12 protein-coding genes are annotated in these 13,358 nt (G+C 36.5%); 7 read left to right on the top strand and 5 right to left on the bottom strand.

The window, feature by feature from the left end:
• Positions 1-200 precede the first annotated feature (200 nt).
• From A5819_RS03455 to A5819_RS03435, 5 genes are all read left to right on the top strand, one after another.
• Positions 201-428, top strand: a complete 228-nt coding sequence (locus tag A5819_RS03455) for a hypothetical protein (RefSeq protein WP_086281825.1) — start codon at positions 201-203, stop codon at positions 426-428.
• A 251-nt stretch (positions 429-679) separates the two neighbouring features.
• Positions 680-3,379 (top strand): YhgE/Pip domain-containing protein, encoded by a 2,700-nt coding sequence (locus tag A5819_RS03450; RefSeq protein ID WP_086281826.1) that lies wholly within the window; start codon positions 680-682, stop codon positions 3,377-3,379.
• 252 nt (positions 3,380-3,631) lie between these two features.
• Positions 3,632-4,795 (top strand): cation diffusion facilitator family transporter, encoded by a 1,164-nt coding sequence (locus A5819_RS03445; RefSeq protein WP_176271352.1) that lies wholly within the window; start codon positions 3,632-3,634, stop codon positions 4,793-4,795.
• 147 nt (positions 4,796-4,942) lie between these two features.
• Positions 4,943-5,281 (top strand): hypothetical protein, encoded by a 339-nt coding sequence (locus A5819_RS03440; protein WP_176271351.1) that lies wholly within the window; start codon positions 4,943-4,945, stop codon positions 5,279-5,281.
• A gap of 112 nt (positions 5,282-5,393) precedes the next feature.
• Positions 5,394-7,055 (top strand): DNA mismatch repair protein MutS, encoded by a 1,662-nt coding sequence (locus tag A5819_RS03435; protein WP_086281828.1) that lies wholly within the window; start codon positions 5,394-5,396, stop codon positions 7,053-7,055.
• A 125-nt stretch (positions 7,056-7,180) separates the two neighbouring features.
• Here the strand turns inward: A5819_RS03435 and A5819_RS03430 are convergent, their stop codons facing one another.
• Complete coding sequence (locus tag A5819_RS03430) at positions 7,181-7,789, bottom strand: hypothetical protein (RefSeq protein ID WP_086281829.1); 609 nt, start codon at positions 7,787-7,789, stop codon at positions 7,181-7,183.
• A 90-nt stretch (positions 7,790-7,879) separates the two neighbouring features.
• Positions 7,880-8,203, bottom strand: a complete 324-nt coding sequence (locus A5819_RS03425; protein WP_086281830.1) for a helix-turn-helix domain-containing protein — start codon at positions 8,201-8,203, stop codon at positions 7,880-7,882.
• 503 nt (positions 8,204-8,706) lie between these two features.
• On the opposite strand from A5819_RS03425, the gene A5819_RS03420 reads away from it, so the two are divergent.
• On the top strand, positions 8,707-10,530 hold the full coding sequence (locus A5819_RS03420) for an APC family permease (RefSeq protein WP_086281853.1): 1,824 nt from the start codon (positions 8,707-8,709) through the stop codon (positions 10,528-10,530).
• 99 nt (positions 10,531-10,629) lie between these two features.
• Complete coding sequence (locus tag A5819_RS20060; RefSeq protein WP_086281831.1) at positions 10,630-10,935, top strand: CPBP family glutamic-type intramembrane protease; 306 nt, start codon at positions 10,630-10,632, stop codon at positions 10,933-10,935.
• A gap of 184 nt (positions 10,936-11,119) precedes the next feature.
• Here the strand turns inward: A5819_RS20060 and A5819_RS03410 are convergent, their stop codons facing one another.
• The 3 genes from A5819_RS03410 to A5819_RS03400 are packed head-to-tail and all read right to left on the bottom strand — an operon-like array spanning position 11,120 to position 13,358.
• The gene (locus A5819_RS03410; RefSeq protein ID WP_010762606.1) at positions 11,120-11,788 is read right to left on the bottom strand and encodes an ABC transporter permease; all 669 of its coding nucleotides are present in this window, start codon (positions 11,786-11,788) and stop codon (positions 11,120-11,122) included.
• Positions 11,788-12,720: an osmoprotectant ABC transporter substrate-binding protein gene (locus tag A5819_RS03405; protein WP_086281832.1), complete on the bottom strand. Its 933-nt coding sequence runs from the start codon at positions 12,718-12,720 to the stop codon at positions 11,788-11,790. The genes A5819_RS03410 and A5819_RS03405 overlap by 1 nt, the downstream gene beginning before the upstream one ends.
• Positions 12,721-12,722: 2 nt before the next feature.
• Positions 12,723-13,358: an ABC transporter permease gene (locus A5819_RS03400; RefSeq protein ID WP_086281833.1), complete on the bottom strand. Its 636-nt coding sequence runs from the start codon at positions 13,356-13,358 to the stop codon at positions 12,723-12,725.

Here is a 13,358-nt window from a genome sequence, read left to right as displayed (position 1 = left end):
ATTATTATATTTTTGAAATGATTGAGCAAATGAATTAAACATAAAAAATGGCTTCCCCGATTCGTTAGAGAAACAGCAGAACAATATCCTTTTCGTTTTGTTGTTTTTTGCATAATTGTTATTTTTATAAATAAATCAAAATACTACTACTTATTGTTATTTAAGTTTATAATAGAATAAAATTCTAGGGGGCATCGCCAATGAAAGCAGAAGAAAAGAAATTTTATGACTTCATAATGGATCGAACCAAGCCAGATCATCAAGAAGACATGAAACATTTGCTGGCAGAATTGATGGAAAGAAAATCAACGGATAAACTCGATAAAATGTACCTTATGAGTGTGGTTCCTAGAGCACTTTCTTATCTGGATCCTGATTCAGTAAACGAAGTCAAAAAAGTTGTATCAGAGTTTTCAGCAAAATTATAAGCAAAAAAATAAAGGCAAGCTGATTCATTCGGATGAGTTTGTCTTTTTTTTAGGTGTTAGAAAGAATGAGTAGAAGAGGTAAATCAATAAAAAATAGTTGGTTAAATGATGAAAACAAATACATAGAAGAACTCTCTACGACAGTTCTAGAAACTTGTCGTAGAAATAGACAAAAAATGGATTTTTCATTTGTTATTGATAAAAAAACTATGCTAAAGTATATCAGTCATTAAAAAGAGTAGGTGAGCAGGATGAAACATATAAAAAATACATTCAAGTTATTTAAATTAGATTGGCAACGTATTTTTAAGAACCCAATTGCTACATTTTTGATCATTGCACTGATGATTATTCCATCACTTTATGCATGGTTCAATATCAAAGCTTTGTGGGATCCTTACGCAAACACTGGAGAATTGCCAATTGCGGTATACAGTGACGACAAAGTAGCAAGTTTTCAAGGTAAGGAAGTTGATATCGGGAAAGAAGTCCTGAAAAACCTCCATGAAAATAAACAATTAGGTTGGAAGTTTGTTGATTCAAAAGAAGAATTAGACAAAGGGGTAAAATCCGGGAAATATTTCGCTGGGATTTATTTACCGAAAGATTTTTCTAAAGATTTATTGAGTTTTACTACAGGTGAAATCGTCAAACCTAAAATAGAGTATTCTATCAATGAAAAAATCAATGCGATCGCTCCAAAGATTGCAGAAAAAGGCGCTTCTTCTTTACAAGCCCAAATAACCGATCAATTTACCAAAACTGCAAGTAGTACCTTAGTTACGGTATTTAATGATATAGGCTATAATTTAGATTCTAATTTAGTCAGTATCACCAAAGTAAAAAATATGATTTTATCAACGGATGAGAACATTGAGCAAATCGATAAGTATACACAAGAAGTCGTAACACTTCATGACAAAATGCCAGAACTGAAAACAAAATTAGCGAAAGCAAATGAATTTGTTGACTATTTACCGCAAGTGGATGCTTTAGGAACAAAATTGGTAGATTTAAATGATAAGATGCCAACGATCAAAGAACAGGCTAAAGTTATTTTAACCTTGCAAGAAAAAATTCCGGAAATTCAAAATGCTGGTAAACAATTAGCGATGATCGATGAAGATTTTGCTTCAGTTGAACAAACGATGACTGATGGAATCAATGAAGCAAAACAAGGATTAACGATCATCCAGCAAGTTCAAACGGCGTTACCAGATATTGAAAAACTTGGAGATCAGGCAGATCAATTAGCAACAGTGACCAAAGATGGTGCAACAAAATTACAAGAAGCGTTGCCAAGTATTACTAGCAGTATCAAAGTAACCTTGGAGTCTGTTCAAACCATTGGCTCCAATGTATCAGCAATTGCTGGACAAATCGAACAATTATTGACAGATAATGAATTAACACCAGATGAACGTGCAGCTTTAAAACAAATGTTGCAACAATTTAGCGATAGTTTAGGCAAACAACAGGCAGCGATCGATCAATTAGTGGCGATGCTGACAGATATTCAAAATTCTTCTGGTAATCAAGACCTTCAACCAATCATTGATAGCTTGAACAATTTGAGCACACTGATCGGTGGTTTGAAAGCGAGAGTAGATAGTATCGACGCGGATTCAATTTCAGTTGATCAATTAAAAGCTGTTCTTGCTGAGATCGAAAGTATGGCTGGAAACATTGCTGGGATTGCAGGTAGTATCAATGTCGATGCGGTTGCAGCGGATGTAAATGATATACTAACCAAACTGATCAATACGATTTCAACTGCACAAGGTCTGCTTAGTCAAGCAAAACAAATCGACTTTGCAACACTATTAAATTCAACTCAAGCGACGGTTGCCAATGCAATCGGTATTTTAGAAAAATATCAAGCAGAATTACCAGCGATCAAACAAGAAGTTCATGATGCGAATGTATTACTGAATGGACACATGGAAACAATCGTCAATGGTATCAATAAAGGCGCAGATCTTTATAACAACGAGTTACCTGTAATAGAAGAAAAACTGGGCTTAGCAGCAAGCTTTATTAAAAATGATTACCCAGAAATCAAAGAAAACATTACGGGAACATTAAAAACAGTCAATGAAAAAATGCCGGATTTAGAATCTGCTTTAAACAAAGCCAATGAATTAGTTCAAAACGATTGGCCAAACATTAAAACAGGGCTTCATAAAGCCGCTGAAGCGATTCGTAAAGGTGAAAAGGACGTTGACCTTGGACAAGTGATAAAACTGCTTAAACTGGATGCTAACGCGGAAAGTGACTTCTTTGCAAAACCTGTTGAAGTATCTGAACATAAAATTTATCCAATTGCCAATAACGGTTCAGCTAGTACGCCGTTTTACACAGCATTGTGTCTGTGGGTCGGAGCCGTATTATTTTCAAGTGTAGCAACCACTGATTTTTATTTAGATGAAAAAGACCGTGGTAAATATTCTAAACGAGAACAATTTTCTGCAAGAATGCTAACATTCTTAGTGATGGGCTTAGCGCAAGCCTTGATCGTGACTTTAGGTAATTACTTCGTGCTAGGAGTAGATGTGAGACAGCCATTTTATAGTGTCTTGTTTGCCTTGTTGATCGCCTTTACGTTTATGATGATGGTTTATGTACTTGTGGCGCTGTTCGGCAATGTCGGAAAAGGTGCTGCGATCATTATCTTAGTCCTCTCCATTTCAGGCGGGGGCGGAAATTATCCGATCCAAGTTTCCGGCAAGTTCTTCCAGTTTATCAATCCGTTTTTACCATTTACCCATGCGGTGAATTTATTACGGGAGTCGGCAGGCGGAATTTATTGGCCAAATGCTTGGAAAGCGATTATTATTTTAGGCACGATCGCAATTGTATTCTGTGCATTGGGGATATTCTTATATCCTTATATTGAAGAAAAAACGAAGAAATTTGCGAAAGTTTCTCATGAAAGTCGTATCTTCCATTAAAATGAATCACAAATTGAAAAAGGCCGAGTCAAAAGTGTTTAGCTCCGAGATATCAGTAGGAGCAGCCTTTTTCTCGCTCTTTTTTGTTCATTTTTTCAAGGCAAACCTAACAAAAAAACAAAGAAAGCCCATCAATCAACTTGGGTCTTTCTAAACAATAAAAAGTCACTAATAAAAATAGGATTTCACTATACAAATGACCAAAATCATTTTATAGTCTTAAGATATGCTAAAAATGAGGTAGGGATGATTATGATAAATTTTTTAATAGATCGTTTTGAAAAAAGACAACCAAAAAATTCAGATACGCGAACAGCCTTTGGTATTTTTGCAGGAGTTGTCGGCTTGTTATCTAACTTACTCCTTTTTGTAGGGAAACTATTGATCGGCTTGATTTCAGGCAGTGTGTCGATCATGGCCGATGCCATGAATAACTTGTCAGATACCGTTTCTTCGGTTTTAACCTTAGTTGGTTTTTATATTGCGGGAAAACCTGCAGATAAAGAGCATCCGTACGGTCATGAACGTTTTGAGTATATCAGTGGGATGTTAGTGTCATTGTTGATCACCTTTGTAGGGTTTCAATTCTTTATGACTTCGATTGAACGAATCAAAGCACCACAAAGCATCAAAGTGACGCCAGTGATTCTGATCATTTTAGTTTTGTCGATTTTGATCAAAGTTTGGCAAAGTCTGTTTTATAAACGGGTAGCTAAAAAAATTGATTCAAATACCCTTGTTGCAACGGCTAAAGATAGTTTAAACGACGTCTTCACAACGATTGCGGTTTTAGTCTCAGCAACGGTTGAAGGTGTTACGGGGCTAAAAATCGATGGCATCGTTGGTTTGGTCATTGCTTGTTATATTATTTTTAGTGGCTTGCAATTGATTCGTGAGTTTATAAATGAGTTGATGGGGTTACGCCCAGACCAAGCAGCGATCGATCAAATGAAGTTGTATCTATCCTCTGTTTCAGAAATTGTGGGCTATCATGACTTGCTGATCCACCAATATGGTCCAAACAAAACCTTTGCGTCAGTTCATATTGAAATTGATGATCGCTGGGATTTGACCAAAGCACATGAAACAATTGATGAAATCGAGTTAGAGTTTAGGCAAAAGCTAGGCGTGGATCTAGTTTGCCATATTGATCCAGTAAATTTATATGACCAAAGACAACAGTTTATTCATCAGGAACTGAAAAAAATCATTAAAGGAATCGATAGTGAATTAAAAGGACATGACATTCGTTTAGTTGAACATGGTGGTAAACCGCGTATCTTATTTGATTTAGTTGTTCCAAATCAATTTAAAGCGACAGATCAGGAGCTAAAGATTCGAATTCAGGAACAAGTTTACAGAAATATTGGTGACTATCCAGTGAAAGTAACCTTTGACCACAATTATCTACTTTAAATATTTAGAAAATGATGAACTATCGATATAAATATGTTTTATTTTCTCAAAAAAAATATAAAATCGGTTGTTTTATCTAAAAAAATGAAAAAATATTCTTCTTTAACGTGGTACCATAGGGATGGATTGTTAGGAGGAATTAAAAAGATGAATAGTGAGTTATTGGTTGTTCTATATTTTTTCGTTGTGGTGATCGTTGTGTTGACATTGGTGATTGTCAGGGATAAGCAATTTTTAAGAAATTTATTAGGGAAAAAGGATTTGCAGCAAGAGGAAATCACGGATTTAAAATTAGAAAAAGTCCGTTTGAAACATATTATAAAAATGCAGGATGAAACCATTACCCATATGTTGAATGCAAGCCCTCAATACTCTAAACAGATAGAGTTAGAGTATTCAAAAAAAGCGATGGTAGAAGAACATGTCCCCTTAGAGTGGGATTTGGGTGAGTATGAAAGTATGAACCAAGAGTATTATCAATCGTAAAATAAAAAGAAGTGACTGAGCGATATCCACAAAGGATTTACCTCAGTTGTTTCTTTTTTTCTTGTATCTAAATTCACAAAACCATATACTGATTAAAAAAGGGGGATTTTGAATGGAAGCTCAATTGATTGTCCTTGGTTTTGTGGGACTGATTGTTTTAATCATCACTGTAATGGAAATCTATAATCGCCTAAAACTGAGAGCAATGGTTAAAAGTCAATGGGGAACGTTTCCAAGTTCGCGTTTCTTTGATAAAGAAGAAAGCTTGAAAGAAGCATGGAGTCAGGCAAAAAAGTACCGAGATTATGATAGTGAAATCGATGATATTACTTGGTATGACTTAGACGGCTTTGCTTTATTTGAGCGAATTAATGGAACCTATTCTAGTGTAGGATCAGAGGCGCTGTATCAACGTTTACGAAATTTTAATTTTTCTAAAGAAAGCCATGATCGTTTAGAGCGGTTGATCGATTATTATCAACAAAAACCGACGATTAGAGAAGAGCTGCAATTTCATTTTGCTTGTTTAGGGAAGCAAGACAAAAATAATGTAGAAAGCTATTTAAGTGAAACCAGAAGCCAAGAATTGCCTAAAACAAACTTGTATCTATTCTGCGGATTTTTGCCTATTCTATTACTGATAGTAGTGTTGGTATTTCCAACGTCGTTATCCATTTTATTACTATTAGGCTCGATTTTATTCAACGTCATCTATTATCAAGTAAAAAAGGCAAAACTCCAACGTGAGCTGACTTGTATGGGCTATTTGGTTCAAACGGTTGCCTGTGCTAAAAAAATAGCGAAAATAAAAACACCTTTTCAAGAAGAGCTGGCGAAAAATTTACGACCACTCGCTGCGATGACTAAGTTTGGTATTTCTTTTCGAATGAAGTCAAATAGTGATGCGGAGCTGATGTTTGATTATTTTGCGATGATTTTTATGTTACCATTCATTTCCTACAATTTTGTTTTGGAAAAATTGAAGAATTATGAGTTGCAGGCAAAAGAAATGTGGCGTTTGTTGGGAGAGCTAGAAGTAGCTGCCGCCGTGTTAAATTTCCGAATGGTCATGCCTGATACCAGTCAGCCAGTTTTTTCAGAGGAAGTTCAAGTGCTGGGTGAAGAAGTCTATCATCCATTACTAACAACACCAGTGCCAAATGAGGTGAATTGGACCAAAAATACACTTGTAACAGGTTCTAATGCTTCAGGTAAGTCAACGTATGTCAAGAGTGTCGCAATCAGCTGTATTCTTTCTGCAACGATTCACACAGCTTTAGCAACGCACTTCCAATTACCATTTGGCCATATTTTAACGTCAATGGCAGTTGAAGACGATATTTTTGAAGGGGACAGCTATTTTATAGCAGAAATAAAATCGGTCAAACGCGTGCTGGACTTGGCTGAAACAACTGTTCCTTGTTTGTGTTTTATCGATGAAATATTAAAAGGTACGAATACGATCGAGCGCATTGCCGCCTCATCTAGTATGGTGCATTGGTTAGGTGCGTATCCGTCCTTAGCGTTTGTTGCGACTCATGATATTGAACTGACAGAAATTTTAAAAGAATCATGTGATAATGTTCATTTTGAAGAACAGGTTACTAAAGAACAAGGCGTGACCTTTGATTATCAATTGCGACAAGGTCCTTCTACAACAAGAAATGCCATTCAGCTGTTGCATGTGCTGAATTATCCCCAAAGCATTGTTGAACAGGCAAAAAAAGAAGCAGACTATTTTGATCAACATCGGTCATGGCAAATAGTAGAATAGTAATAAGGCAGTCCAAATTAGTATAATCGCCTTGAATTTGTTTACTTGTATTTAGTGGCTGAGGCCAAAGTGATTGTCACTTTGGCCTCAGCCACTTTAAAAAATTTTCGTAGTCATTGTATTAGTTAGTCGTATGAAGTAATCTCTAAATCTTTGAAAAAGCCTTGCGTACCAATATCTACAAAAAGCCCAATGGAACCTCTTGTTTTAGCACCCAATATCAAATTATCCACAATAAGTGTAGGAACATCTTCATTATTTACATAGAAAACTGCTTTTTGATCTTTTATAACAGCTTTGATTGTAATCCACTCATCAAGACCGATATCTGCTGGGCCTTCAAAATCTGTAATCCCTCGATTTCTAAAATAGTCAAACGTATATTTGGGATAGGAAAAATATTGTACACCTCTATTTTTTCTAACCGGATCGCTTACTCGTCCATTCGTTGGTCTGACATAAAAAGATTCAAAAGAAGAATCGTCCTCACTGATTCGAAAGGCAATTCCAATGAAGCCTCTCGCAAAATCAGGTGCATCTGGTAACAGTTTACTCAGAACTTTTACTTCAATTACTCCATTATGAAATGACCGATTTTCTACTTTTGAATAGGTATTTTCATCGAATTCCATTATTTTCTCACTTTTTATTACTTGTAGAGCAGATTCATTTTCCAATTCTACTAGTTTAGACGTCGTATGAACGGAAGTAAATTCAAATAGTTCTATATTCATTATTCTCTTCTCCTCACTAATTATGTTATACACATAATACTATGTTATCAAACTCAATCTGTGAAGTAGGAACAAAAAGGTACCTATGAGTTAGATCTGCGACTTGTAGTACTTTCCCCATTGCCTCATAGCTTCAATAACTGGAAGAAATGACTTTCCAAGAGGAGTTAACCTGTATTCAACATGAGGCGGCACCTTTTTAAAGTCCAGCCTATTTACAAGTCCATCCTCTATCATGGAATTTAAGCTTTCAGTCAAAATCTTTTGAGAGATACCTGACAAAGAACGTTTGAGTTCGGATGTTCTTTTAGGGCCTGAAATAAGATCCCTGAGTATTAATAACTTCCACTTACTTCCTACTAATTCGACTGTAGTTGCGACATCACATAAAGGCATTTCTTCTTTTTTTATCATCAGAGCTCCTTACAGTTTTTGATTTTTCCATAATTGCTTACCCTCTATTTTAGTTAAATAATGCTTATTATACTTCATTCCTTAAAACTTGTCATAACAACTAAAGGTGATTTTAAGCTTAGTTATTTTCTAGATTGATAATGAACTTTATCAAGGAAAACTGGAACCATGATATATAAATATTATTTCTCGTATACGTGTAGTAAGATGGGTGTATGAAGTCATAGAAAAAATTTCTCCCAATGGGTTTGCCAAATCAATACCATTATAATAGGAATTTTCTTTATAATTTTTTGGTGTTGCATTTAAAATGTATATCCACCTAGAATGTTCTAAGAATTTGTTAAATAGCGAAAGAGGAAGGGATAAATATTTCAGTAGTTTAGCAGATAAATAATTGACAATCGTCATTTATGGGCGTAGCATATGTGATTGTTTGCGGAAAAAGCATAATTTTTTCTGAAAATAAAATAGAAAAAATCAAAGAAGGAGAGGTTGATCAAATGGACTACTTAAAACGATTATTTATCGGAAAACCGTTAAAATCAACTGAAAACGATGAGCATAAGTTGAGTCGTTTTGCTGCACTGGCCTTATTGTCATCAGATGCATTATCATCAATTGCCTATGGGACAGAACAAATCGTTGTCGTACTGGTTACATTATCTGCTGCTGCTATTTGGTATTCGTTACCCATCGCTGCTTTTGTTATTATTTTACTTATTTCGTTAACGTTATCTTATCGGCAAATCATTCACGCCTATCCTCATGGTGGTGGCGCTTATGTTGTCAGTAGCGAAAATTTAGGAAAGAATGCCGGTTTAGTGGCTGGTGGTTCATTGCTGGTCGATTATATGCTGACCGTGGCTGTATCCGTTTCAGCAGGTGCTGAGGCGATTATTTCAGCGGTGCCAGCATTGTATGGTCACCAAGTGGCGATCTCGATTGTGATTGTGTTGTTGATCATGCTGATGAATTTGCGCGGTTTGAGAGAATCCGCTAGTTTCTTGATGTTTCCTGTGTATAGTTTTATTGCTGTGATCACATTATTGATCGGGACTGGTTTGTTCAAAATCATGACAGGGGCGGTCCCTTTACATGCTACTGCTATTCCGGGAACTGTTGTACCAGGGATTACGATTGCCTTGATTTTACGAGCATTTTCTTCAGGTTCTTCTTCATTGACTGGAGTGGAAGCCATCAGTAATGCGGTCCCTTTTTTCAAAAAGCCTAGAGCAAAAAATGCTGCAGGAACACTCACCTTGATGGCAGCTATCTTAGGATTTTTCTTTGTGGGAATCACCTTTATCAACTACTGGTATGGAATCGTTCCTCAAACGGAAGTGACCGTGTTAGCACAGATTGGAAAAGCTGTTTTTGGTCAAAATATCCTTTATTATGTATTGCAATTTACGACAGCGCTGATTTTAGCAGTAGCCGCTAATACCGGTTTTTCAGCCTTTCCAGTATTAGCCTATAATTTAGCCAAGGATAAATTCATGCCCCATATGTACATGGATCGTGGTGATCGTTTAGGCTATTCAAATGGGATTTTGACCTTGGCGGCAGGTTCTGTCGTATTGTTATTGATCTTCCGAGGGTCAACAGAACGCTTGATTCCCCTTTATTCAATTGGGGTTTTCATACCTTTTGTCTTATCTCAGACTGGGATGGTGCTGAAATGGCGGAAAGAAACGAAGAAATGGTTATCAAAATCAATTGCGAATATTGTTGGAGCTTTCATTTCTTATGCTATCATCGTTATTTTGTTCATGTATCGTTTAGGCGATATCTGGCCGTTCTTTATTATTATGCCTGTGTTGATTTTTGTTTTTTACAGTATTCATACTCATTACCAAAATGTAGCTGAACAACTACGCTTAGAAGAAACAGTTAAACAGCAGGAATTTTATGGTAATACAGTGATTGTCTTAGTCGGAAATGCCACCCAAGCCAATGTGGGAGCTGTCAATTATGCTCGTTCGATCGGTGATTATGTAGTAGCGATGCATGTCTCCTTAGATGAAAACGTTGAAAAGGAAAAAGAAATCGAAGCCGCTTTTAAGCAACATTTTCCAGATATTCGTTTTTCTGTCGTCCATTCATCTTATCGTTCGATCACCAATCCAATTCTTCGTTATGTGGACTTAGTAAGTCGGAATTCAGCCAAACGGAATTACACGACAACCGTTTTGATTCCACAGTTTGTACCTAATCGGCGCTGGCAAAATATTCTGCATAACCAAACGAGTTTGCGCTTACGTTTGCGTTTATCTTGGCGGGAAAATATTGTGGTTGCGACGTATAGCTATCATTTGAAGAAATAATAAGATCTACCAAATAGCAAATCAGGATAAAGGCTTGGAGCAAAAGCTGTTTCCTTTTATAACTGTAAAACACTAAATTTTGCAACATATTATTGGACAATATCTTTCTTTTTAGAAAGTATTTTGTTTGCCCCTTTTATAGAAGAAATAGTCTATCGATATTGTTTTCTTAGTTCCAATCATAGCTATGTAAAACTAGGTATGATGTTGATATCTAGTCTATTATTTGCATTTAGTCATGCAGCGGCAGCAAGTTATAGTTTGATACTTTTAATCCCATTTTTAGTATTAGGGCTCATTTTAAGCACTATTTATATCATTAAAAACAATATTTGGTATAGTATTTCTACTCACTTCTTTTTTAATTTGATTATTTTTGTAATGCCACTAATTATAAGCAGTTAAATAATAGTGTAGCATTCAAAACACTCAAATTTGCTAGATTATTTTAGTAATGACTAAAAAGACGACTCCAACAACTATTTTGCAATTTGGATGCAGAAAAGTCGTTGAAGTCGTTTTTTACTACTCAACTTACCGATAGTAAAACTGTTCCTTTCTAGGATATGAAGAGTACAAAATTTTAGTTCTATGAATGTTTACTCGCCGGATCTAATCGGCGTTCGATCATACCCAACACCCAGTCAGTAATGATTGCCATCAAAGCAGTTGGTAAAGCCCCAACAAGGATAATGGCGGTACCATCTGTGGCATTGGTTCCGCGGATGATGATATCACCCAGTCCACCAGCCCCGACAAAAGCACCAATTGCGGTGATTCCGATCGCTACAACTAAAGCATTTCTAATTCCTGCCATGATCACGGAGACGGAAAGGGGTAATTCTACCATGTAAAGGCGTTGCCACTTAGTCATCCCCATGCCTTTACCGACATCTAAAATATTTCGATCGACCTGGATCATCCCAGTATACGTATTTTTGATGATCGGTAACAGTGAATAGAGAAAGACAGTGACAATAACGGTATTAACGCCCAGTCCTAGACCTAGCATTAAAATTGAAAGCATTGCTAAAGAAGGAACTGTTTGGATCAAGTTGGCAATACTAACGACCCAGCCGGCCATTTTTCTTCTACGGGCAATGAAAATCCCGATTGGAATACCCACGATAGCGGCAAATAATACACCGTAAATAGAGATTAGAAAATGCCGAACAAATTGACTCAATACATAGCTGCCGTTTTGTTCAAAGTAATAGATAAACTGCTGGAGCAGATTCATATCTTGTAAATTCTGCATTATTTTCCACCTCCTTCAGATTCGAAGAAATGGTGTTCTTTTAAGAAATTATCAGCCACTGTTGCAGGTTCCATCAAATCATTGTCCGCTTGATAATTTAACTTTTGCATTGTTTCTGTTGAAATTTTTCCAGATAATTTAGCTAAGACATCCTTTAGTTCAGGATGTTTTTTTAAGATTTCGTCTGTTGCAACTGCACAGGCATCATAAGGTGGGAAGAAGTGTAGATCATCTTCTAAAATCACCAGATCATAGCTGCCGATCCGACCATCTGTTGAATAACCTAAGACAACATCCATCTTGTTAGCAGCAACAGCATCATAGACTAAACCAATCTGCATTGGGAAAACACGTTTAAAATCGAAGCCGTATGTTTCGGTGAAGCCTTTGTAGCCATCTCCTTTACGGTCGATCCAAGACGTATCAACACCAGCAGTCAATTGATCACCAACTTTTTTGAGGTCACTGATGGTTTTCAAATTATACTTTTTAGCGGTTTCTTGTGTGACCATAAAAGCGTAGGTATTAGCAAATCCATAGGAATTAAACCATTTTTGCTGAAATCTTTTTTGAAATTCAAATTGAACAACATCAAAGGCCTTTTTCGGATCTTTGATCGGTTCTAAGTTAAGCGTCGTTGTTAAATCAGTTCCAGTATAACGGGCAGCTGAAATTTGTGCATCGCCATTCATCATAGCCTGATGATTGATCGTAGTTGTTGCTAAGTTGTTGATGATCGTCGTTTTTTCATCCGTATAATGTTCGATCATGCCAGCAACTAAGCTGGCTAAAATCTGTGCTTCTGATGTGATTCCTCCGGTAATGGAAATGGTTGAATCATTAGAGTTAGATGCGAGTCCAGGTAAAGAACAGCCTGCTAATAGCAACGCACTGCAACAAGTTAACAGTAATAATTTAAGTTTTTGTTTCATTATTATTCCGCCCCCCTTAATGCTTTAGGCGTCAATTTTTTCTCCAACAGTCCTAATAATAAGTCGGCAGCTAAAGCCAAAATAGTCACAGGAATCGTTCCAGCGAAAATCAAATCAGGTTGGTAGTTGTTTAACCCACTGAAAATGAAATCGCCAAGACCACCAGCACCAATGTAAGAAGCAAGTGTTGCCCATGCAATCACATAGACTGCAGCAAGGCGAATCCCAGCCATGATCGTTGGCATAGCGATTGGTAACTCGACCATAAAAATCGATTGGACATTAGTCATCCCCATCCCTTTAGCAGCATCTTTATAATCTGAGCTGACTTCGCGGATACCGATATACGTATTTCGTAAAATAGGTAATAAAGAGTAAATAAACAATGCAATGATTGCTGGAATTTTTCCAACACCAAAAATTGGGATCATCAAAGCAAGTAAAGCAAGTGATGGAACGGTTTGTAAGGCACTGGTCAACCCAATAACGATTGCAGCGGTTCTTTTGGTTCTGGTCAACAGGATTCCAATCGGTACAGCAAATAAAATCCCTAGTAGCAGTGCTATACCAGAAATAAAAATATGTTCACCAATTTTAGTGACAAGTTCATTTCCTCTTTCTAATAAAAACTGATTCAT

The sequence above is a fragment of the Enterococcus sp. 7E2_DIV0204 genome (assembly GCF_002140855.1).
Classification (GTDB): domain Bacteria; phylum Bacillota; class Bacilli; order Lactobacillales; family Enterococcaceae; genus Enterococcus_L; species Enterococcus_L lemimoniae.
The sequence above is the reverse complement of the archived record's forward strand: the minus strand, read 5'-3'. Positions and strand labels throughout refer to the sequence as shown.